Raw genomic sequence first — 22,933 nt, 5'->3', positions numbered from 1 at the left:
CGTCGGGGCTGCTGAGGGGGGTGGGGTGGCTGGGGGCAGGGGGGTGGACGCGGCGTGGGGTGCGGGGGGCGTTGCGGGCGCGGGCGTCGGTACGGGCGCGGGCGCGGCTACGGGCGCGGGCGCGGCAGGCGCGGGCTGGCCGCCGGCCGGGGCCGGGTAGCCGGAAGGGGCCGGATGGCCGGGCGGCGGGTCGAACGGGGAGGCGGCGGGCGGCGGCGCGGCCGGGGCCTGCGCGGGGGCGACAGTCGGCGCAGGCGCAGGCGCAGGCGCGGGCCCAGGCGCCACAGCAGGCACAGCGGGCGCAGGCGGAACCGGCGGCACCGGCGCCGCCGTGGACGCCGAAGCCCCCGGCGCCGGGGCCGGCATCGGCATCGGCCCCGCGCCGTTCGGCGTCTCATGTCCCGTCGTCACCCGGTCCGCACCTCCTTTCCCGCCCTCGTCGCTGTTCCCGTCCCCCTGGTGTCCTCGCCCCAGGGAACCGAACTCCCCGGCACGGCCGGAACGTTCCGGCGCCGCCGGGTCTTCACAGGATGTCCGCGTCGTCTCCGCCGGCACCGGCGCTCCCTTCCTTCCGCTTTCCCGCCGTCAGGCCCCGAACGGCAGCAGGCCGTACAGCCCGAACGCGCCCAGGCCCGCCGGGATCAGCGCCACCATGCACACCGATTCGGCGAGGTCCAGCCGGCGCCCGAGCCGGTCCCGCAGCGGCTCCGGCAGCCGTACCGCGAGCGCCGCGACCGGCAGGGCGGCCAGCACGCCCAGCGCGGCGAGCGCGGGCGCCGGGGCGCCGCCGTCCACCGCGCAGCGGACGACGAGCCGCAGGCACACGGCGGTTCCGGCGGCGAGCAGGGCCGCCACCTCCATGGCCAGCGGGTAGGCGCGGGCCCGGGAGAACAGGACGGCGGCGAGCAGCAGGGCGGTGAGCACCGGCCACGGCCCGGACCCGCCCGCCGCGAGCACCCCGGCCGCACCGGCCGAGGCGGCCTGCGCCACGGTGGCCGGGGCCAGCCCCCGGTGGGCGGCGGCCAGCGCGGCGGCCACCCGCTGCCGGCCGACCGGGCTGCCGCCGGGCTGTCCGCCGTCCAGCCGGGTCAGCCCGGCCGTGCGCAGGGCCAGCCGGGGCAGCGCGCCCAGGGCCAGTACGGAGAGGAAGCCGAGCGCCACGCCGGCCCGGACGGTGCCGGCCGGCAGCAGCAGTTCCCAGGCGCCCACGGCCACGGCGGTCGCGGCGGCGCCGGCCGGGCCGCCGGGGACCGGGCCGTTCCGCAGTCCGAGCAGGGCGAGCGCGGCCGCGGCGGTCAGGCCGGTGGCGGCGAGCCGGGCGGGCCCGGCGGGCGTCGCGTACCAGGCGGCGAGCAGGCCCAGGGCGGCGCCGGCGAGCAGCAGCGCCGTACCGGCGGCGCGCCTGCCCGGGGCCGCGGTGAGCGCCGTTCCGCCGGCCGCGGCCACGGCCGCCGCGACGGCCAGCCCCAGGGCGGCCCCGCTGCCGTACCAGGCGAGTGCGCAGGTCCCGGCGACGGCGGCCAGCAGCACGGTCGCGGCCGTCGCCGTCCAGGCGCGGGTGCGGTCGTCCCAGCGGCTGCCCCACAGGCCGCCCGACGGGCCCTGGGCCTCGTCCCACGGGCCGTCCGGGGCGTCGTTCCGGCCGCCGGGCGACGGGAGGCCCGCCGCGCGGAGGCCCGTCGCGGCGGGCTCCGGGGCCGGCGGCCGGCCGCTGCCGCCGCGCGCTTCCGCTCCCGTGCCGGCACCCGTCGTCGCACTCGTCATGTCCACGCGGCCGTTCTGCACCGCAACACCATACGGTCCCGCCGCCGCGGGCTGTCCACAGCGTCCCGCGCCAATCCGCTGCGGCGGCGCGGGAGGTGACGGCCCGCCGGTCCCTGCGGCGACGGGCCGCCGGGCCGCGAGACGGCCGCCCACCGGACCGGAAGGCGACGGCCCGCCGGGGCGTGAGCCGATGGCCGGCCCAGCCGGAAGGTGGGGGAATCCCCCGCCCCCGCACCCGACGATCCCCATGGTCCGCGGGCGCGCGGCCCGGCAAGCTGGGGCGCATGACGGAACGCTCCCGACCCGCCCCCGCCGACGAGACCGCAAAGGAGGTGCCGCTGCCCCCGCCCCGGGCGCCGCTCAGCCGGTGGACCTGGCGGGAGATCGGCTATCTGCTGGTCAACCTCCCGCTGTCGGTCACGGCGTTCGCGGTGCTGGTGGTGTGGCTGGTGCTCGGACTCGGGCTGTCCGTCACCGTCATCGGGCTGCCGCTGCTGGCCACCGGGCTGGCGGCCGGCCGGCTCTACGGGAAGCTGGAACGGGCCCGGGCGCGGGCCTGGCTCGGGGTGGCGGTGGCGGAGCCGAGCCGGCCGCGGTCCCGGGAGCGGGGCCTGACCGGGTGGCTGCGGCGGGGGCTGACGGACCCGGTGGCGTGGCGGCACGCGCTGTTCACCGTGGTCCGGCTGCCGTGGGGGATCCTCACCTTCGCGGTCGTCCTGGTCTCGCTGCTCGTGGCCTGGCCGGTGCTGCCGTGGCTGGTCCGCTGGCTGTCCAACGCCGACCGGGCGATGGTGCGCGGTCTGCTGTCGCCCTCCGACGAACTGGAGCGGCGGATCGCCGAGCTGGAGTCGGACCGGATGGCGGTCACCGACACCGCCGCCGCCGACCTGCGGCGGATCGAGCGGGATCTGCACGACGGCGCCCAGGCGCGGCTGGTGGCGCTCGCCATGGGGCTCGGACTGGCGAAGGAGAAGCTGGCCGAGGGCCGGGCGGACGCGACGGTCGCGGCGATGGTGGACGAGGCGCACGGCGAGGTGAAGCTCGCCCTCCAGGAGCTGCGCGACCTGGCACGCGGCATCCATCCGGCGATCCTCACCGACCGCGGGCTGGGCCCGGCGCTGGTATCGCTGGCCGGGCGCTGCACGGTGCCGGTCAGCACGTCCGTGGAGCTGGCCGAGCGGCCCGCCCCCGCGATCGAGGGCATCGTCTACTTCACCGTCTCCGAGCTGCTGCAAAACGTCTCCAAGCACAGCGGGGCGCGGCAGGCGTCGGTGGAGGTGTGGCGGTCCCGGGACCGGCTGCTGTTCCAGGTGCACGACGACGGGCGGGGCGGGGCGCGGCTGGACGGCGGCAGCGGGATGGCCGGGCTGGCGGAGCGGCTGGGCGCGGTGGACGGACTGTTCGTGGTGGACTCCCCGGCGGGCGGCCCGACCCGGGTGACGGCCGAGGTGCCGTGGCGGCCCCGCCCGGACGCCTCCGCGCCACCGCGGCAGGGACGGCGTACGGCACGGGCGGAACGAGCGGAACGGGGCGCGGCGCGGCCGTAAAGCGGACCGGGCGGCCCACCTGCGGAACGGCCCACCGGGCGTACGCACCGGGACGATCCCAGCGCACCCCCTGAACCGCCAGCCCGCGCCAGCCCGCACCCGCCCGCGTCCCCAGGGTGGGGAAAACCCCCGCCCAGGACTGCGAGCAGCCTCATTCCCCCGGCGGCAGTGATCGCCGAGGCTGGACACCAGCCGGCAGGGGCCGGCCGCGGCCACCGGCCGCCGACGGCGCAACGGACGGACGACGAGACATGGACACCGCGTACTCCGCGCACCCCCACCCGGCCCCCGGCCCCCGGGCCCGAGGCCGCCGCCGGGTCCCCGCGGGCCTGGCCGCCCCCTTCTCGGGCCGCACCTGGCGGGAATTCCTGTATCTGTGCCTGAGCCTGCCGGTGGCCTGCCTGATGTTCGCCTACGCGGTCACGCTGGTGTCCGTGAGCGCCGGCCTGCTGATCACGTTCGTCGGCATCCCGGTGCTGGCCGGCGGTCTGGCCGGGGCCCGCGGGCTGGGCGCCGTGGAGCGGGCCCGCGCGCGGGCGCTGCTCGGGCTGGAGGTCGCCGGCCCGCGGCCGCTGCGCCCGGCGCGGCCGGGCCCGGTGGCCTGGACGGTCGCGCTGCTCCGCAGCGGGGCGTCCTGGCGCCATCTGCTCTACGCGTTCGTGCACTTCCCGTGGGCCCTGGGCGCGTTCGTCCTGGCGGTGACGTGGTGGTCGGTGGGCTGGGCGATGCTGACCTTCCCGCTGTGGTTCCGCTTCGTCCCCGCGTACGCCGGGCTGCCGCGCCTCCAGCTGTGGGGCGACGACGGCACCGTCCTCTACGTCAGTCCGGGAGTCGCGGCCGGCGTGACCGGCGGGGTGGGACTGCTGCTGGTGCTGGCCGGGCCGTGGCTGTTCCGCGGGCTGACCGCGGTGGACCGGCTGCTGGTGCGCGGACTGCTGGGGACCTCGCCGCTGGCCGCCCGGGTCAGCGAACTGGAGTCGGACCGCGGCGTCCTGGCCGACACCGCCGCCACCGATCTGCGGCGGATCGAGCGGGAGCTGCACGACGGCGCCCAGGCCCGGCTGGCGGCGCTCGCCCTGGACCTGGGCCTGGCCAAGGAGAAGCTGGCGGAGGACCCGCACGCGGCGGCCCGGATGGTGGACGCGGCACACGGCGAGGTGAAGATCGCGCTCCAGGAGCTGCGCGACCTGGCCCGCGGCATCCACCCGGCGATCCTCACCGACCGCGGACTCGGCCCGGCGCTGACCTCACTGGCCGGGCGGTGCCCGGTGCCGGTCGCGGTCCGGGTGGACCTGGCCGAGCGGCCCGCCGCGGCGATCGAGGGCATCGCCTACTTCACCGTCGCCGAGCTGCTGCGGAACGTCGCCCGGCACAGCGGCGCCGACCGCGCCACCGTGGACGTGTGGCGAAGCGGGGACCAGCTGCTGGTCATGGTCGCGGACGACGGGCAGGGCGGCGCGGACCCCGAGTCCGGCGGCGGACTGGCCGACCTCGCCGCGCGGCTGGACTCCGTCGACGGCCTCCTCGTCGTGGACTCCCCGCCCGGCGGCCCCACCGCCGTCACGGCCGAACTCCCCTGGCGCGGCTGACCACCTCACGCGACCGGCGCCCCCGTGAAACACCGCCGATGTTTCACGTGAAACACGCCGTCTCCCGCGACGAGACGCTGTTTCACGTGAAACAAGCCGCCCCTTCCCCACCCATCACCCCCTCCCGGATGCTGGAATGCTGGTGCACGGCAAAACCAGCGGCACATCAGCGGCAGAGCATGGGGGAAGCGTGGGGGGCACGGGCGTCATGGACGACGGAACGCGGGTCGTGGTCGACAGAGTGCGGGTGGCCATCGCCGAGGACTCGGTGCTGCTGCGGGAGGGCCTGACCCGCCTGCTGACCGACCGCGGGCACGAGGTCGTCGCGGGCGTGGGGGACGGCGAGGCGCTGGTGCGGACGGTCGCCGCGCTGGCCGCCGCGGGCACCCCGCCGGACGTGGTGGTGGCGGACGTACGGATGCCGCCGACGCACACCGACGAGGGGCTGCGCGCCGCGATCCGGCTGCGCCGGGACCACCCGGAGGTGGCGGTGCTGGTGCTCTCGCAGTACGTCGAGGAGCAGTACGCCACCGAGCTCCTGGCCGGGGCCGGCCGGGGCGTCGGCTATCTCCTCAAGGACCGGGTCGCCGACGTCCGGGAGTTCGTGGACGCGGTGGTCCGGGTGGCCCGGGGCGGCACCGCGCTGGACCCGGAGGTGGTGGCGCAGCTGCTGGGCCGCAGCCGCAAGCAGGACGTACTGGCGCATCTGACGCCGCGGGAGCGCGAGGTCCTGGGGCTGATGGCCGAGGGCCGGACCAACTCCGCGATCGCCCGGCAGCTGGTCGTCAGCGACGGCGCGGTGGAGAAGCACATCAGCAACATCTTCCTGAAGCTGGGCCTGGCCCCGAGCGACGGCGACCACCGCCGGGTGCTCGCGGTGCTGGCCTATCTCAACTCCTGACGAGCCGGCGCCCCAGGCCGCGTCCCGCCGGTCCTAGCACCAATGGACCAGGCCGGTGCGTCATGAAGACGGGGGTGACGGGGGCAGTGATTCGATGACAAACCATGACAGAACGGTGTCTCATCCCGCCGTCCAGTATGTGACCGGACCAGGGAAGGGCACCCTTACCCAAGTACGATGGTTATGGGACAACCGGTCGGTACGACCCGTCCCACGCCCTGCGTCCGGCGGGGATGCCGCACCCCTTGAGGGAGGTCCGAAGCAGTGACCAGCCAGGTCAGTAGCACAGCCGAGCAGGCCGACGGAGCGCTAGTCGGGGAACAGCGCACGTCCGGCGACGGCGGCCCGGGCAAGGAAGTCCGGCGCCTGGACCGGGTGATCATCCGGTTCGCCGGCGACTCCGGTGACGGTATGCAGCTCACCGGTGACCGTTTCACGTCCGAGACGGCGTCGTTCGGCAACGACCTGTCGACGCTGCCGAACTTCCCCGCCGAGATCCGCGCCCCCGCCGGGACCCTCCCGGGCGTCTCCAGCTTCCAGCTGCACTTCGCCGACCACGACATCCTCACCCCCGGTGACGCCCCCAACGTCCTGGTGGCGATGAACCCGGCCGCGTTGAAGGCCAACATCGGCGACGTCCCGCGCGGCGCGGAGATCATCGTCAACACCGACGAGTTCACCAAGCGCCCCATGGCCAAGGTCGGCTACGAGACCAACCCCCTCGAAGACGGCTCCCTGTCCGCCTACCGCGTCCACCCGGTGCCGCTGACGACCCTGACGATCGAGGCGCTCAAGGACTTCGGGCTGTCCCGCAAGGAGGCCGAGCGCAGCAAGAACATGTTCGCGCTGGGCCTGCTGTCGTGGATGTACCACCGTCCGACCGAGGGCACGGAGAAGTTCCTGCGGGCGAAGTTCGCCAAGAAGCCCCAGATCGCGGAGGCGAATGTCACCGCGTTCCGGGCGGGCTGGAATTTCGGTGAGACGACGGAGGACTTCGCCACCTCCTACGAGGTCGCTCCGGCCACCACCGCGTTCCCCACCGGCACGTACCGCAACATCTCCGGCAATCTGGCCCTGTCCTACGGGCTGATCGCCGCGTCCCGGCAGGCGGATCTGCCGCTGTATCTGGGCTCGTACCCGATCACGCCGGCCTCCGACATCCTGCACGAGCTGTCCAAGCACAAGAACTTCGGCGTGCGGACCTTCCAGGCCGAGGACGAGATCGCCGGTATCGGTGCGGCGCTGGGCGCGGCGTTCGGCGGCTCCCTGGCCGTGACGACGACCTCCGGGCCCGGTGTGGCGCTGAAGTCCGAGACCATCGGCCTGGCGGTCAGCCTGGAGCTGCCGCTGCTGATCGTGGACATCCAGCGCGGCGGCCCCTCCACGGGGTTGCCGACGAAGACGGAGCAGGCGGATCTGCTGCAGGCGATGTACGGGCGCAACGGCGAGGCGCCGGTCCCGATCGTCGCCCCGCGGACCCCCGCCGACTGCTTCGACGCCGCCCTGGACGCGGCCCGTATCGCGCTGACCTACCGCACCCCGGTCTTCCTGCTCTCCGATGGCTATCTGGCCAACGGTTCCGAGCCCTGGCGGATCCCCGAGGTCGCCGAACTGCCGGACCTGCGGGTGCGGTTCGCCACCGCCCCCAACCACCAACTGGCCGACGGCACCGAGGTGTTCTGGCCCTACAAGCGCGATGAGCAGACGCTGGCGCGCCCGTGGGCGGTGCCGGGCACGCCGGGGCTGGAGCACCGGATCGGGGGGATCGAGAAGCAGGACGGCACCGGCAACATCTCCTACGACCCGGCCAACCACGACTTCATGGTCCGCACCCGCCAGGCCAAGATCGACGGCATCACCGTCCCCGACGTCGAGGTCGACGACCCGCTGGACGAGTCCGGCCAGGGCGCGAACACCCTCGTGCTGGGCTGGGGCTCCACCTACGGCCCGATCACCGCCGCCGTGCGGCGCGTACGGGGCGCGGGGGCGCGTATCGCGCAGGCCCATCTGCGCCACCTCAACCCCTTCCCCGGGAATCTCGGCGAGGTCCTGCGCCGTTACGAGAAGGTGGTGGTGCCGGAGATGAACCTCGGCCAGCTCGCCATGCTCCTGCGCGCCAAGTATCTGGTCGACGCGCGCTCCCACACCCAGGTCAGCGGGATGCCGTTCAAGGCCGAGCAGCTCGCTTCGGTCCTCAAGGAGGCCATCAATGACTGACACGGTCCCCCAGACCACGCCCGCTGCCCCCGCCCAGGCCCAGGCGCTGTCGCTGGTCCCCAAGGCCACGGCCAAGCAGTCGATGAAGGACTTCAAGTCCGACCAGGAAGTCCGCTGGTGCCCCGGCTGCGGCGACTACGCCGTCCTGGCCGCCGTCCAGGGCTTCATGCCGGAGCTGGGCCTGGCCCGCGAGAACATCGTCTTCGTCTCCGGTATCGGCTGCTCCTCCCGCTTCCCGTACTACATGAACACCTACGGGATGCACTCCATCCACGGCCGCGCCCCCGCCATCGCCACCGGCCTGGCCTCCTCCCGCCGCGATCTGTCGGTGTGGGTCGTCACCGGCGACGGCGACGCGCTGTCGATCGGCGGCAACCACCTCATCCACGCCCTGCGCCGCAACGTCAACCTCAAGATCCTGCTGTTCAACAACCGCATCTACGGACTGACCAAGGGCCAGTACTCCCCGACGTCCGAAGTCGGCAAGATCACCAAGTCGACGCCGATGGGGTCCCTGGACGCCCCGTTCAACCCCGTCTCCCTCGCCCTGGGCGCGGAGGCGACGTTCGTGGCGCGGACCGTCGACTCCGACCGCAAGCACCTGACCTCGGTCCTGCGGGCAGCCGCCGACCACCCCGGCGCGGCCCTGGTGGAGATCTACCAGAACTGCAACATCTTCAACGACGGCGCCTTCGAAGCCCTCAAGGACAAGGACCAGGCCCAGGAAGCGGTCATCCGCCTCGAACACGGGCAGCCGATCCGCTTCGGCCACCTTGCCGAGGACGGCCTGGGCTCCAAGGGCGTCATCCGCGACCCCGCCACCGGCGACCTCAAAGTCATCGACGTCGCCGAGCACGGCACCGACGCGGTCCTGATCCACGACGCCCACAACCCCTCCCCCACCACCGCGTTCGCCCTCTCCCGGCTCGCCGACCCCGACACCCTCCACCGCACCCCCATCGGCGTGCTGCGCGACGTCCAACGGCCCGTCTACGACACGCTGATGGCCGAACAGCTGGACACCGCCGTCGACACCAAGGGCAAGGGCGACCTCGCCGCCCTCCTGGCCGGCAACGACACCTGGACCGTCGTGGGCTGACCGCCCGACTCCGGACGGGACCCGCCGCGGGTGCCCGCGGGAACGCCACCCGGCGTTCCCGCGGGCACCCGCGGCTTTTTCGCGCACTCGCACCTGCCCGCTCAGGCCCTCTCGGGCCCGCTCAGGCCCCCACTCCCGCCCCTGCCACGACCGTAACTCGCGACGGACATGACAATGCCGTCGGGCGGCGCTACCTTGCACAGGATCGACCCCGCACCGCAGGAGGCTCCCTTGCCGTCCCGAACCGACCAGCGCGCCGGCCTGGCGTACGGCATCGCCGCCTACACCATGTGGGGCCTGCTGCCGCTCTACTGGCATCTGCTGGACGCCACCGCGCCGGCCGAGATCCTGGCCCACCGCATGCTGTGGTCGCTGCCGGTCGCCCTGGTCATCCTGGCGGCGCTGCGCCGCTGGGGCTGGATACGCCCGCTGCTGCGGCAGCCCCGCCGGCTCGGGATGGTCCTGGTCTGCGCCGTGGTGATCTCGCTGAACTGGTTCCTGTACATCTGGGCGGTCAACGCCGGGCACGTCCTCGAAGCCTCGCTCGGCTACTTCATCAACCCGCTGGTCAGCATCGCCTTCGGGGTGCTGGTGCTGCGCGAGCGGCTGCGCCCGCTCCAGTGGGCCGCGGTCGGCGTCGGCGCCGCGGCCGTCGTCGTGATGACCCTCGCCTACGGCCGGATCCCGTGGATCGCGCTCGGGCTCGCGCTGTCGTTCGCCACGTACGGGCTGGTCAAGAAGGGCATCAAGCTGGACGGTATCGAGGGCTTCAGCGCCGAGACCACCCTCCAGGCGCTGCCGGCCCTGGGCTACCTGATCTACCTGGGCGTGCGCGGGGAGTCGGCGTTCGTCAGCGGCGGGGCCGGGCAGGCGCTGCTGCTCGCGGGGTGCGGGGTCGCCACCGCGGTGCCGCTGATCTGCTTCGGCGCGTCCGCGGTACGGCTGCCGCTGACCACGGTCGGGATGCTCCAGTACCTGGCGCCCACCTTCCAGTTCCTGCTGGGGCTGACGGTCTTCGGCGAGCGGATGCCGCCGGAGCGCTGGGCCGGTTTCGCGCTGGTGTGGGCGGCGCTGGCGGTGCTGACCTGGGACGCGCTGCGCACCGCCCGGCGCGGACGGGCCGCGCTGGCGGCCGCCGGGGCCCGGGCCGGCGAGGCGGCCGCGGACGCGGCGGCCCGGGCGGCGCGCGGACGCGTCAGGCCGTGATGTCGCGGGTGGTGAAGCGCGCCCAGGCCGCCGAGCCGAACACCGCCACGTACACCGCCTGGAGGCCAAGATTCTCGGCCATACCGTCCCAGTAGACGGGCTGCCGGAGCAGATCGGCGAAGGACAGCCAGTGGTGCGGGAAGAGATACGGCCCGACCGCCTGGAGCTGGGGTATGCCGTCCAGGATCTGCGCGGTGATCACCAGGCCGACCGTGGTGGCCATCGCGGCGATCCCGCTGTCGGTGAGCGTGGAGACGAACAGGCCGAGGGCCACCACCCCCAGCAGCGAGAGCGCCACCACGGCCGCGACCGCCAGCGCCCGCAGCAGCCCCGCGCCGAGGGACAGTGAACTGCCGTCCAGCAGCGTGACCCGGCCCAGGGGGAACAGCGCCGCGCCGGTGGCCAGCGCGGCGAGCGCCACCGCCAGCGTGCCGGCCAGGCAGAACACCGCGGCCGCGGCGAACTTGGCGATCAGCAGGCGGGTACGGCCGGCGGGCGCGACGAGGAGGTAGCGCAGCGTCCCGGTGTGCGCCTCGCCGGCCACCGCGTCGCCCGCGATCACCCCGGCGGCCATCGGCAGGAACACCGGCAGCGTCACGGCGAGAGCGGCGAAGACCAGGAAGAGGCCGTTGCCGGCGACCTGGGCGAGGAACGCCGGGCCGCGGCCGTCCGCACCGGCGCCGCCCCGCCGCCCGCTCTCGATCCGGACGGCGATCCCGATCAGGACGGGGACCGCCGCCAGGACCGCCAGCAGCACCAGGGTGCGCCACCGCCGGAAGGTGAGCGCGATCTCGCTGCGCAGCAGCCCGGCCGGCCACCGCGGCCCCGGCCCGGACGCAGATGCCGGCCCGGACGCCGGCGCCGGCCCCGATGCCTTCGCCTGTCCGTGCGCGTTCGCGGGCCCGTGCGCCTGCGCCTGCCCGTGCGCCTCCCTCCGCGCCTGCCGCCCGGCCTCGCCCCGCGGCGTCGCCTCCTCAGCCCGCGACATCGAACCCCTCCCCCGTGAGCCGGACGAACGCGTCCTCCAGCGACGGCCGTTCGGTGCCGAAGGCCCGGACCCGCACCCCGGCGCGGACCAGCGCGGCGTTCAGCTCCGCCACGTCCGGCGGCGGGGCGCCGTCCGGCGGGGCGGGCAGCTCACCGGTGACGCGCTCGCCCTCGGCGCGCAGGCCGGTCAGACCGTGCGCCGCCAGCACCCGCCGCGCCTCGCCCGGGTCGGGGGTGGCCACCGCCAGCCGGCCGCGGGCGCCCGGGCCGAGGACCGCCTCGGTGAGCCCGGCCACCGGGCCCTGGGTCACCAGCCGGCCCCGCGCCATCACCGCGGCGTGCGTGCAGACCTGCTCGATCTCGTCGAGGAGGTGGGAGGAGAGGAAGACCGTGGTGCCCTCGGCGGCCAGCTCCCGCACCAGGGCGCGGATCTCCCGCATGCCCTGCGGGTCCAGGCCGTTGGTCGGCTCGTCCAGCACCAGCAGGGCGCGCGGCCGGAGCAGCGCGGCGGCCAGGCCCAGCCGCTGCTTCATACCGAGGGAGTAGCCGCGGGCCTTCTTCCCGGCCGCGGCGGCCAGGCCCACCCGCTCCAGCGCCCGGCCGACCCGCGCGGCGCGGGTCCGGGGGTCGGCGGCCGGGTCGGCGGCGTCGAACCGGCGGAGGTTGTCCCGGCCGCTGAGGAAGCCGTAGAGCGCCGGGCCCTCGATGAGCGCGCCGACCGCGGGCAGCACCTGCCGGGCCGCGCGCGGCATCGGCCGGCCGAGCACCCGGGCGGTGCCGGCGGTCGGCTCGATGAGGCCCAGCAGCATCCGGATGGTGGTGGTCTTGCCGGAGCCGTTGGGGCCCAGGAAGCCGAAGACGCTGCCGCGCGGTACGGCGAGGTCCAGCCCGTCCACGGCCGGCCGGCCGCCGCGGTAGACCTTGGTCAGACCGCGGGTCTCGATGACCCGCTCCTCCTCGCCCGGCGCCGCGCGCCCCTGCTGCGCGGCGGGTGGTGCCGGTGCCGGCATGACCTCCCCCTCCCCAACTCCTCGGCGTACGGCGGCCGTTACGGGCTCGGCCGGGCCGGTGGCGGGGTGTCCGCCGGGCCGCGCCGCCCCGCTCGGGAGGCGCGGCGACCGGCCCGGCGGCTTTCCCGGCCCGTGTCCGCTACTTCGTCGCGGCGTCGGCCGCGGCTATCAGCGCCTGCTGGTCGACGGCGCCGACGTAGACCCTGCCGTCGTCGGTGAGCAGGGCGTTGACCAGGCGGGTGCTGAAGACGTGCCCGGAGCCGAACGCGCCGCTGACCTTGGTGCCCAGGCTGTCCAGGAACTTCCCGGCGTCGCCCTTGGTGAGCTGGTCCTTGCCGCCGGGGCCGCCCGCGCCCTTGAGGGTGGCGATGGACGTCCAGCCCTTGCCGATCACCTCGAACCCGCCGGTGCCCTTGCCGCCGGCGCCCTTCGGCGCGGCGCCGCCCAGGAAGCCCGGGAGCTCCGTGCCGTGCGCGCGGCCGGCCTTCTCCGCGGCCTGGTCGCCGTTGACGACCTTGGCGCCCTTGGGCGGGGTGAAGGCGAAGCTGCTCGCGGCCGGGGCGGCGAAGTCGACACGGTTGAAGCCGACGTCGATCGCGGCCGGGCCGCCGCCCTTCGGGGTGAGGGTGAACTTCAGCGGGACGCCGTTGGCGGCGTCCACGGCGATCCGGACCGAATCGACCGTGGAGCCCTTCTGGCGGGGCGCGATGACGAGCTGGTAGGCGTCCCGCCCGGCGACCTTGGCGGTGTCGCCCACGGTGACCGAGGTGGTGTCCCCGGCCGCCTTCAGGACCTCGTTGGCCAGCTGCTGCGGGGTGGCGTCCGCCAGGCCCTGGGGGACGCCCCGGGGCGCGTGGCGGTCGCCGTGGCCGGCGTCGCGGGGGGCGGTGCGGTGCACCGCGGTGTTGCTGCCGCTGTCGTACGCCCAGACGTCCTTGCCGTTGTGGACGAGGGTGCGGTCGCCGGACGTGCCGACCAGCGACACCCGCTGCCGGTCGGGGCCGTCGGCGGCGATCCGCAGGGTGTGCGTCCCGGACGCCAGCGCGGTCAGCTCGCTCTGCGGCGAGGCCGCGGCACCGGTGCCGCCCGGCCCCTTGCCGCCGTCGCCGCCCCGGCCGCCGCCGAACGCCCCACCGGGGACGCCGGCGCCGCCGGGCAGCTCCGGCAGGCCGAGGTCGGCGGTGACCCGGACCGTGCCGGACAGCCGCTGGACGTCGGACTTGGCGATCTTGGCTATCAGCTCCTGGGCGGAGATCTTGGGCAGGTCCGGCGAACCGGATCCGGCGAACGCCGGCACCAGCCCGACCGTCGCCGCCGCCACTCCCGCCACCGCGACCGGTACGGCATACCGCACTACTTTGCGGCGGCGCGCGGAGCGCTCCCCGTAACCGTCTCCGGTGACCTCGGTCGGTTCGTTCCGTGGCATCTGGCCTACCTCCGTCGTGTGCGGCGGGCTTGCGTCGTCCACTCGTCCACCCGCCGGGCCGCATGGCCCGCCCCCGCCGCTTCGTGGTGTTCCCATCACACCAAACTCCGCGGCGCCGGGCGTCAACCCGCAGGGCCAACTCCGCGTACTGCTCAGGGATGACAGCGGACGGCCGCACGGCGGAACCCGTACGCCCCGGGTCGCAGACCCCCCAGGGGATGCCCTAGGGGATCCCGGAGAACCCGTCAGGGACCGCCGAAAAGCCCGGACTCAGCCCCCCGGCCCGGCGAGCGGCACCCCGCCCGGCCCGGCAGCCCGCCGGCCGGCGCCTCAGCCCGCCCGGTGCACCACCGTGTCGCACAGCCCCTCCAGGGCCGCCTTCGCCGTGCACTCCGGCAGCGGCGCCAGCGACGCGCGGGCGTCCTCGGCGTACCGGATGGTGTCCCGGCGGGCCTGCTCCAGCGCCGGGTGGGCGCGCAGCCCGGCCAGCGCCTCGGCGTGCCGGGCGTCGTCGGTGAGGTCGCCGGCGAGGAGTTCGCACAGCGCGCGGTCCTCGGCGGTGCCGGCGCCGCTCTCGGCGAGCGCCCGCAGCCGCAGCACCGGCAGCGTCGGAATGCCCTCGCGCAGGTCCGTGCCCGGCGTCTTGCCGGACTCGTGGCTGTCGCTGGCGATGTCCAGCACGTCGTCGGCCAGCTGGAAGGCGGTGCCGAGCCGTTCGCCGTACTGGGTGAGGATGTTGACGACCGACTCGTCGGCGCCGGCCATCATCGCGCCCATGCGGCCGGCGACCGCGATCAGCGAACCGGTCTTGCCGGCGATGACGTCCAGGTAGTGCTCGACCGGGTCGCGGCCGTCGCGCGGGCCGGCGGTCTCCAGGATCTGGCCGGTCACCAGGCGCTCGAACGCCTCGGCCTGGACGCGGACCGCCTCGGGGCCGAGGTCGGCCAGGATGTGCGAGGCGCGGGAGAAGAGGAAGTCGCCGGTCAGCACCGCGACGGAGTTGCCCCAGCGGGCGTTCGCGCTGGCCACGCCGCGGCGCACCTCGGCCTCGTCCATCACGTCGTCGTGGTAGAGCGTCGCCAGGTGCGTCAGCTCGACGACGACGGCCGAGGGGACCACACCGGGGCTGTACGGGTCGCCGAACTGGGCGGCGAGCATCACCAGCAGCGGCCGGAACCGCTTGCCGCCGGCGCGCACCAGATGCTGCGCCGCCTCGGTGATGAACGGCACGTCGCTTTTGGTGGCCTCCAGCAGGCCCTCCTCGACAGCCGCCAATCCGGCCTGGACATCGGCTTCCAGAGCCTGGTCCCGCACGCTCAGCCCAATGGGCCCGACGACGGTCACGAGGGGTACTCCTGTCTGCTGACGATCAAACTGAATGTCGATCTGTCGCTGTCTCCACCATTGGCCAGCGTATCCGGTCACGGTTGGATCACCGCGAGCGCCCGCCCCCCGAACCACTCGGCCAGCACAGAAGCCGTCCCGAGGGTACGGTTCCGGGCACGGTCCGGCGCGGGGTCCCGCCGGGAGGAATGGGGCACGAGGGGCGCCAGATGCCTCAAATACCCCTGGTGTCACAGGGGTGACGCCGGGTCCGCAGACCGCGCGGACCGTTTCACTGACCCCGCCGTGCCTCCCCTTCACCCTCCCTGGTACGGGCCGGAGGCGGATTCTCCGCTTCCAGGGGCCTTCCGCGCGTCTTGCAGGGGCATCCCGCGCGTCTTCCAGGAGCCTCCCGCGCGGCGCGCCCCGCCCCACCGCCCGCACCCGACCCCCTCCGGCCCGCCCGCCCAGCGCCCCCGCCCGCGCCCGGAACTCCCCTCCCCCACCACCGCAATCCGTCACTCCGCGCCCGCGACCCCCCGGCTGATCACCACCGGCCGTACCCTGAGCGACGGACCCACCGGCCCCCGGCGCACCCACCCCGGGCCGGGCCGGCCGCCCACCGGCGACGACGAACGCGAGGAGCAGTGTCCATGCCCGAGCACGACCCGTTCGACCTGCCCGAAGGGGACCCCTTCGGCCCGCACACCCTCCCCTACGGCGTCTTCAGCACCGCCGCCGAGCCCGGCGCCCGCCGCCTCGGCGTCCGCTACGGCCGCCACGTCCTGGACCTGGCCGCCCTCCCGGACGCCGTGCCGGGCCTCGTCCCCGCCCCGCACACCGCGCTGCTCGCCGCCACCACCCTCAACCCCCTGATGGCCGCCGGCCGCCCCGTCTGGCAGGAGGTCAGGACCGCCGTCCGCACCGCCCTGACCGACCCCGCGCACCGCACCGCGGTGGCCGGGCTGCTGCGCCCGCTGGACGAGGTGGCCCTGCACCTGCCGTTCGATGTCGCCGACTACGTCGACTTCTACTCCAGCGAGCACCACGCCACCAACGTCGGCCACATCTTCCGCCCGCAGAGCGCCGCGCTGCCGCCCAACTGGAAGCACCTGCCGATCGGTTACCACGGCCGGGCCGGCACCGTCGTGGTCACCGGCACACCGGTGGTCCGGCCGCACGGCCAGCGCAAGGCCCCGGACGACGCGGCCCCCACGTTCGGCCCGTCCGAGCGCCTGGACATCGAGGCCGAGGTCGGCTTCGTCGTCGGCACGCCCTCCGCGCTGCACGCCCCGGTGGGCCTGGCCGGCTTCCGGGACCACGTCTTCGGCGTCTGCCTGGTCAACGACTGGTCCGCGCGCGACATCCAGGCATGGGAGTACATGCCGCTCGGCCCGTTCCTCGGCAAGTCCTTCGCCACCTCGGTCTCCGCCTGGATCACGCCGCTGGACGCCTTCGACGCGGCCCGCACCGCGCCGCCCGCCCGGGACGTGCCGCCGCTGCCGTACCTGGACGACTCCGGCACCGAACCGGCCGGCCTGGACCTGCGGATCGAGGTCCGGCTCAACGGCGAGGTCGTCTCCCGCCCGCCGTTCGCCGCGATGTACTGGACCGCCGCCCAGCAGCTGGCCCATATGACGGTCAACGGCGCCTCGCTGCGCACCGGCGACCTCTACGCCTCCGGCACGGTCTCCGGCCCGGAGGACGACCAGCTCGGCTGCCTGCTGGAGCTCACCCGCGGCAAGGGCCCCTACCTCCGGGACGGCGACGAGGTCACCCTCACCGCCTGGGCGCCCGGCCCGGACGGCGCCCGGATCGGCCTGGGCGAGGTCACCGGCCGCGTCCTGCCCGCCCGCGACGTCCCGGTGGGCGGGGACGCGTAGGAGGTCCCGCGACGCCCCGCCGCCCGCCCCGGCCCGCTGCTAGCCTCACGGGTCCTGTCCCGAAAACGGAGGAGACCCACGTGCGCAAGGCAGTGCAGTTCGCCGGGGCGGCCGCCGTCGCCGCACTGCTGCTCAGCGGCTGCGGCAGCGGCAGCGGCGGCGACAGCGGCAAGAAGGACGGCGCGACGGCGCCGGGCAACGCCCCGGAGACCGCGCCGACGAGCGCGGGCGGCGGCGACGGGAAGGCCGCGGACCCGGCCGCCGTCGAGGGCGCCTGGAAGGCCGGTACGGCGGCCGCGCCGCTGGTCCTCGTCGTCGCCAAGGGCACCGTGGCGTTCAGCAACGGCCACCAGGCCGCCTGCATGGGCACCGTGCAGAAGATCGCCGGCGCGTCCGTGGCCGTCCTGAAGTGCACCGACGGCGACACCACCCGCACCATGGGCACACTCAGGCCGGGCGCGGACGGCAAGACCCTGACCGTCGACTGGAAGAACGGCCCGACCGAGAAGTACACCCGGTCCACGGACGGCAGCATCAAGATCCCCGACATGCCGAAGCTGCCGGACCTGCCCAAGAGCTGACGCCCGCGACCGGCCCGGCGCGCCGCCCGCGCCCCGCGCCCGCGCACAACGGCCGCCGCCCGGCGCCCCCAGGGGAGCACCGGGCGGCGGCCGCGCGCCGGGACCGGGTGGTCAGCGGGGGTCAGCGGATGAAGACCCCCGCGTGCCCCGCCAGCTCCAGGAAGTACTGCGGCGCCACGCCCAGCACCAGCGTCGCCGCGACCCCGACCGCGATGGCGGTGGACGTCAGGGCGCTGGGCACCGCCACCGTCGGGCCGTCCGCCCGGGGCTCGCTGAAGAACATCAGCACGATCACCCGGATGTAGAAGAACGCCGCGATCGCCGACGAGATCACACCGACCACCACCAGCCAGCCCGCGCCGCTCTCCGCCGCCGCCTTGAACACCGCGAACTTCCCGGCGAAACCGGACGTCAGCGGAATGCCCGCGAAGGCCAGCAGGAACACCGCGAAGACCGCCGCCAGCAGCGGCGAACGCCGCCCCAACCCGGCCCACTTGGACAGGTGCGTGGCCTCGCCGCCGGCGTCCCGGACCAGCGTCACCACGGCGAACGCGCCGAGCGTGACGAAGGAGTACGCCGCCAGATAGAACAGCACCGACGAGACGCCGTCCTTACTGGTGGCGATGACACCGGCCAGGATGAACCCGGCGTGCGCGATCGAGGAGTAGGCCAGCAGCCGCTTGATGTCGGTCTGGGTGATGGCCAGCACCGCGCCGCCCAGCATCGTCAGGATCGCCACGCCCCACATCACCGGCCGCCAGTCCCACCGCAGACCCGGCAGGACGACGTACAGCAGCCGCAGCAGCGCGCCGAACGCGGCGACCTTGGTGGCGGCCGCCATGAAGCCCGTCACCGGCGTCGGCGCGCCCTGATAGACATCCGGCGTCCACATGTGGAACGGCACCGCGCCGACCTTGAACAGCAGCCCCATCAGCACCAGCGCCCCGCCGATCAGCAGCAGCGCGTCATTGCCCATGGTGCCGGCCAGCGCCGGGTCGATCTGCCGGGCGCCGTCCGAGACCACCTCGGCGATCCCGGCGTACGTCACGGTGCCCGCGTAGCCGTACAGCAGCGCGATACCGAACAGCAGGAACGCCGAGGAGAACGCGCCCAGCAGGAAGTACTTCACCGCCGACTCCTGGGAGAGCAGCCGCTGGCGGCGGGCCAGCGCGCACAGGACGTACAGCGGGAGGGAGAAGACCTCCAGGGCGATGAAGAGGGTCAGCAGGTCGTTGGCGGCCGGGAAGACCAGCATGCCGCCGACCGCGAACAGCAGCACCGGGAAGACCTCGGTGGTGGTGAACCCGGCCTTGACCGCGGCCCGTTCGGCATCCCCGCCGGGGACCGCCGCGGGCTGCGGCGCGAACGAGTCGCCCTGCCGGCCGTACGCCGCCGGGTCCAGCCGCCGCTCGGCGAAGGTGAACACCGCGATCAGCGACACCAGCAGGATCGTGCCCTGGAGGAACAGCGCGGGGCCGTCCACCGCGACCGCGCCCATCGCGGCCAGATGGGCCTTGGACGAGCCGAAGCCGCCCGCCGCCAGGCCGATCACCGCGGCGAACGCGGCGGCCAGCGCCACCACCGACAACAGCAGCTGGGCGTAATAGCGGCTGCGGCGCGGCAGGAACGCCTCGATCAGGACGCCCGCCACGGCCGCGCCGAGAACGATCAGGGTGGGCGCCAGCTGGGCGTACTCGATCTTGGGCGCGGGGATCCTGCCCGGCGTCCCGGCCGCCACCGTCCACAGGCTGTGGACACTTGCCACGGAACTCACTTCGCGGCCTCCACGTCTTGGGTCTGCGCGGTCCGGCCCGGCCGGCCGCCGCCCGGCTCGGCGCTCACCGGCACACTGGGCTTGGGATCCTTGCGGTCCACCACGGACAGGGTGTGGTGCACCGCGGGGTTGACGAGGTCGGTGAGCGGCTTGGGATACACCCCGAGGAACAGCAGCAGCGCGATCAGCGGCGCGACCACCACCAGCTCCCGCACCCGCAGGTCCGGCATCGCCTTGACCTCCGCCCGCACCGGCCCGGTCATCGTCCGCTGGTAGAGCACCAGGACGTAGAGCGCGGCCAGCACGATGCCGGTGGTGGCGATGATCCCGATCACCGGATAGCGGCTGAACGTGCCGACCAGCACCAGGAATTCACTGACGAACGGGGCCAGCCCGGGCAGCGACAGGGTGGCCAGCCCGCCGACGAGGAACGTGCCGGCGAGCACGGGGGCGACCTTCTGGACGCCGCCGAAGTCCCCGATCAGGCGGGAGCCGCGGCGGCTGATCAGGAAGCCGGCCACCAGCATCAGCGCGGCGGTGGAGATGCCGTGGTTGACCATGTAGAGCGTCGCGCCGCTCTGGCCCTGGGTCGTCATCGCGAAGATGCCCAGGATGATGAAGCCGAAGTGGGAGATCGAGGCGTAGGCGATCAGCCGCTTGATGTCCCGCTGGCCGACCGCCAGCAGCGCGCCGTAGACGACGCTGATCAGCGCCAGCACCAGGATGACCGGGGTGGCCCAGCGGCTGGCCTCCGGGAAGAGCTGGAGGCAGAACCGCAGCATCGCGAACGTGCCGACCTTGTCGACGACCGCGGTGATCAGCACCGCGACCGGGGACGTGGCCTCGCCCATGGCGTTCGGCAGCCAGGTGTGCAGCGGCCACAGCGGCGCCTTCACCGCGAAGGCGAAGAAGAAGCCGAGGAAGAGCAGCCGCTCGGTGCCGGTGCCGATCGTCAGCGCGCCGGACGCCCGGGCCCGGACGATCTCCGGCAGCGAGAAGGTGCCGGCGCCCAGCTGGTGGGCGGTGACGGCGTACAGCCCGATCACCGCGGCCAGCATGATCAGGCCGCCGGCGAGGTTGTAGAGCAGGAACTTCACCGCGGCGTACGACCGCTGGGCGGCGGCCTGCCGCTCCCCGCGGCCGCCGGCCCGGTCCCCGAAGCCGCCGATGAGGAAGTACATCGGGATCAGCATGGCTTCGAAGAAGAGGTAGAAGAGGAAGACGTCGGTGGCCTCGAAGGAGAGCACCACCATCGCCTCGACCGCCAGGACCAGCGCGAAGAAGCCCTGGGTGGGCCGCCAGCGGCGGTTCGGCTCGGCGCCCTCCAGGGGGTCGGCGTCGTGCCAGCCGGCCAGGATGACGAACGGGACCAGCAGCGCGGTCAGCGCGATCAGGGCGACCGCGATACCGTCCACGCCGAGGTCGTAGCGGACGCCGAAGTCCCGGATCCAGGCGTGCGATTCGGTGAGCTGGAACGGCCCCGTGGCCCCCGGGTCGAAGCGCGCCGCGATCAGCAGCGCCAGCGCCAGGGTGGCCAGCGAGAAGACCAGCGCCAGCCACTTGGCGGCGGTGCGCCGGGCGGCGGGCACCGCGGCGGTGGCGACCGCCCCGATCGCCGGCAGCGCGGCGGTCGCCGTCAGCAGCGGGAAGGAAAAGGCTGACATGGCTCAGACACCCCTCATCAGCAGGGTCGCGGCGACGAGAACGGCGGCCCCGCCCAGCATCTGGACCGCGTAGGAGCGGACGAAACCGGTCTGCAACCGCCGCAGCCGGCCGGAGAGCCCGCCCATCGCGGCGGCCGTGCCGTTGACCGCGCCGTCCACCACGGAGTGGTCGAGGTAGACCAGCGTGCGGGTCAGGTGCTCGCCGCCGCGCACCAGCACGATGTGGTTGAAGTCGTCCTGGAGCAGATCGCGGCGGGCGACGCGGGTCAGCAGCGAACCGCGCGGGGCGGTGGCCGGGACGGGCCGGCGGCCGTACATCAGCCAGGCCAGGCCCGCGCCGAGCACCAGCACCACCATCGTGGCGGCGGTGACCGCCCCGGCGCTCACCGGCGAGTGGCCGTGGGAGAACGAGGTGACCGGCTCCAGCCAGCCCACGAAGGCGTCCCCGATGCTGAACAGCCCGCCGGCGAAGACCGACCCGACCGCCAGCACGATCATCGGGACCGTCATGACCTTCGGCGACTCGTGCGGCCGCGGCGGGGTGTACTCGCCGCGGGTCTGCGCGGCCGGCTCGGCCGAGGGCTCGTCCGGTGAGGGGGTGGGGGCGTTCCGCCAGCGCTCCTCGCCGAAGAACGTCATCAGCATCACCCGGGTCATGTAGAACGCGGTGAGCGCGGCGCCCAGCAGGGCCGCGCCGCCGAGGATCCAGCCCTCGGTGCCGCCGCGGGCGAACGCCGCCTCGATGATCTTGTCCTTGGAGAAGAAGCCGGACAGGCCCGGGAAGCCGATGATGGCCAGATAGCCCAGGCCGAAGGTGACGAAGGTGACCGGCATGTATTTCCGGAGGCCGCCGTAGCGGCGCATGTCCACCTCGTCGTTCATCCCGTGCATCACGGATCCGGCGCCGAGGAAGAGGCCGGCCTTGAAGAAGCCGTGGGTGACCAGGTGCATGATCGCGAAGGCGTAGCCGACCGGGCCCAGGCCGGCGGCCAGGATCATGTAGCCGATCTGCGACATCGTCGAACCGGCCAGCGCCTTCTTGATGTCGTCCTTGGCGCAACCGACGATCGCACCGAAGAGCAGCGTCACCGCGCCGACCGCGACCACCGCGGTCTGCGCGTCCGGCGCGGCGTTGAAGATCGCGCCGGAGCGGGTGATCAGATACACCCCGGCGGTGACCATGGTGGCCGCGTGGATCAGCGCGGAGACCGGCGTCGGGCCCTCCATCGCGTCACCGAGCCAGGACTGCAGCGGCACCTGCGCGGACTTGCCGCAGGCGGCCAGCAGCAGCATCAGCCCGATCGCGGTCAGCTTCCCCTCGGACGCCTGGCCGGCCGCGCCGAGCACCGGACCGAACGCGAACGTCCCGAACGTCGTGAACATCAGCATGATCGCGATCGACAGGCCCATATCGCCGACGCGGTTGACCAGGAACGCCTTCTTCGCGGCCGTGGCCGCGCTGGGCTTGTGCTGCCAGAAGCCGATGAGGAGGTACGAGGCGAGGCCGACGCCCTCCCAGCCGGCGTACAGCAGGAGGTAGTTGTCGGCGAGGACCAGCAGCAGCATCGCCGCCAGGAAGAGGTTGAGATAGCCGAAGAAGCGGCGGCGGCGCGCGTCGTGCGCCATGTAGCCGATCGAGTAGATGTGGATCAGCGACCCGACACCGGTGATCAGCAGCACGAACGTCATCGACAGCTGGTCGAGCTGGAAGGACGCGTCGGCCCGGAAGCCGCCGACCGGCACCCAGCTGAACAGGTGCTGGTGCAGCGTCCGGTGCCCGGGGTCCCGGCCGAGCAGATCCGCGAAGAGCACCACCCCGACGGCGAACGAGGCCACCGCCAGCAGCGAGCCGATCCAGTGGCCGGCGCGGTCCAGGCGCCTGCCGCCGCACAGCAGCAGGACCGCACCGGCCAGCGGTGCCGCGATGAGCAGCGCGATCAAGTTCTCCACTTTGGCGACCCC

The 22,933-nt window shown here is 74.3% G+C and carries 16 protein-coding genes; 8 read left to right on the top strand and 8 right to left on the bottom strand.

Annotated elements, in window-relative coordinates:
* Window positions 1–585: 585 nt before the first annotated feature.
* Window positions 586–1,785, bottom strand: coding sequence for a secretion protein snm4 (locus tag ADL22_RS25350; protein WP_066984281.1), 1,200 nt, complete (start codon window positions 1,783–1,785; stop codon window positions 586–588).
* A gap of 263 nt (window positions 1,786–2,048) precedes the next feature.
* On the opposite strand from ADL22_RS25350, the gene ADL22_RS25345 reads away from it, so the two are divergent.
* The 6 genes from ADL22_RS25345 to rarD all read left to right on the top strand — a co-directional run bounded on the left by ADL22_RS25345 (window position 2,049) and on the right by rarD (window position 10,323).
* Window positions 2,049–3,311 carry a sensor histidine kinase gene (locus tag ADL22_RS25345; RefSeq protein ID WP_079064409.1) on the top strand — a complete coding sequence of 421 codons (1,263 nt, stop codon included), beginning with the start codon at window positions 2,049–2,051 and terminating at the stop codon, window positions 3,309–3,311.
* Between the two features lie 251 nt (window positions 3,312–3,562).
* Window positions 3,563–4,900, top strand: coding sequence for a sensor histidine kinase (locus tag ADL22_RS25340; protein ID WP_066984275.1), 1,338 nt, complete (start codon window positions 3,563–3,565; stop codon window positions 4,898–4,900).
* Between the two features lie 241 nt (window positions 4,901–5,141).
* The gene (locus tag ADL22_RS25335) at window positions 5,142–5,801 is read left to right on the top strand and encodes a response regulator transcription factor (RefSeq protein WP_324615610.1); all 660 of its coding nucleotides are present in this window, start codon (window positions 5,142–5,144) and stop codon (window positions 5,799–5,801) included.
* A gap of 264 nt (window positions 5,802–6,065) precedes the next feature.
* Entirely contained in the window at window positions 6,066–8,018 is a 1,953-nt protein-coding gene (locus tag ADL22_RS25330; RefSeq protein WP_066984272.1) for a 2-oxoacid:acceptor oxidoreductase subunit alpha, read from the top strand.
* Window positions 8,011–9,117: a 2-oxoacid:ferredoxin oxidoreductase subunit beta gene (locus ADL22_RS25325; RefSeq protein WP_066984269.1), complete on the top strand. Its 1,107-nt coding sequence runs from the start codon at window positions 8,011–8,013 to the stop codon at window positions 9,115–9,117. Before ADL22_RS25330 ends, ADL22_RS25325 begins: the two co-directional genes overlap by 8 nt.
* Before the next feature lie 231 nt (window positions 9,118–9,348).
* On the top strand, window positions 9,349–10,323 hold the full coding sequence (gene rarD, locus ADL22_RS25320) for an EamA family transporter RarD (RefSeq protein WP_066984266.1): 975 nt from the start codon (window positions 9,349–9,351) through the stop codon (window positions 10,321–10,323).
* On the opposite strand, the gene ADL22_RS25315 is transcribed toward rarD, so the two are convergent.
* The 4 genes from ADL22_RS25315 to ADL22_RS25300 all read right to left on the bottom strand — a co-directional run bounded on the left by ADL22_RS25315 (window position 10,313) and on the right by ADL22_RS25300 (window position 15,090).
* Window positions 10,313–11,311, bottom strand: a complete 999-nt coding sequence (locus ADL22_RS25315; RefSeq protein WP_066984263.1) for an ABC transporter permease — start codon at window positions 11,309–11,311, stop codon at window positions 10,313–10,315. The two genes, rarD and ADL22_RS25315, sit on opposite strands and share 11 nt — an antisense overlap.
* Window positions 11,298–12,320, bottom strand: a complete 1,023-nt coding sequence (locus ADL22_RS25310; RefSeq protein ID WP_066984260.1) for an ABC transporter ATP-binding protein — start codon at window positions 12,318–12,320, stop codon at window positions 11,298–11,300. Before ADL22_RS25310 ends, ADL22_RS25315 begins: the two co-directional genes overlap by 14 nt.
* 139 nt (window positions 12,321–12,459) lie before the next feature.
* Window positions 12,460–13,746, bottom strand: coding sequence for a LolA family protein (locus tag ADL22_RS25305; protein ID WP_066984257.1), 1,287 nt, complete (start codon window positions 13,744–13,746; stop codon window positions 12,460–12,462).
* A gap of 330 nt (window positions 13,747–14,076) precedes the next feature.
* A complete protein-coding gene (locus tag ADL22_RS25300) occupies window positions 14,077–15,090 on the bottom strand; it encodes a polyprenyl synthetase family protein (RefSeq protein WP_066984254.1) in 1,014 nt (337 codons plus the stop codon).
* Between the two features lie 632 nt (window positions 15,091–15,722).
* On the opposite strand from ADL22_RS25300, the gene fahA reads away from it, so the two are divergent.
* On the top strand, window positions 15,723–16,952 hold the full coding sequence (gene fahA / locus ADL22_RS25295) for a fumarylacetoacetase (RefSeq protein WP_066984251.1): 1,230 nt from the start codon (window positions 15,723–15,725) through the stop codon (window positions 16,950–16,952).
* 80 nt (window positions 16,953–17,032) lie between these two features.
* On the top strand, window positions 17,033–17,533 hold the full coding sequence (locus ADL22_RS25290; RefSeq protein ID WP_066984249.1) for a hypothetical protein: 501 nt from the start codon (window positions 17,033–17,035) through the stop codon (window positions 17,531–17,533).
* Between the two features lie 121 nt (window positions 17,534–17,654).
* On the opposite strand, the gene nuoN is transcribed toward ADL22_RS25290, so the two are convergent.
* The 3 genes from nuoN to nuoL are packed head-to-tail and all read right to left on the bottom strand — an operon-like array spanning window position 17,655 to window position 22,921.
* Window positions 17,655–19,307: an NADH-quinone oxidoreductase subunit NuoN gene (gene nuoN / locus ADL22_RS25285; protein ID WP_066984248.1), complete on the bottom strand. Its 1,653-nt coding sequence runs from the start codon at window positions 19,305–19,307 to the stop codon at window positions 17,655–17,657.
* Complete coding sequence (locus ADL22_RS25280) at window positions 19,304–20,971, bottom strand: NADH-quinone oxidoreductase subunit M (RefSeq protein WP_066984247.1); 1,668 nt, start codon at window positions 20,969–20,971, stop codon at window positions 19,304–19,306. Before ADL22_RS25280 ends, nuoN begins: the two co-directional genes overlap by 4 nt.
* Before the next feature lie 3 nt (window positions 20,972–20,974).
* A complete protein-coding gene (nuoL, locus tag ADL22_RS25275; RefSeq protein ID WP_066984245.1) occupies window positions 20,975–22,921 on the bottom strand; it encodes an NADH-quinone oxidoreductase subunit L in 1,947 nt (648 codons plus the stop codon).
* Between the last annotated feature and the right edge of the window lie 12 nt (window positions 22,922–22,933).

The sequence above is a fragment of the Streptomyces sp. NRRL F-4489 genome, assembly GCF_001509485.1.
Classification (GTDB): Bacteria; Actinomycetota; Actinomycetes; order Streptomycetales; family Streptomycetaceae; genus Streptomyces.
The sequence above is the reverse complement of the archived record's forward strand: the minus strand, read 5'-3'. Positions and strand labels throughout refer to the sequence as shown.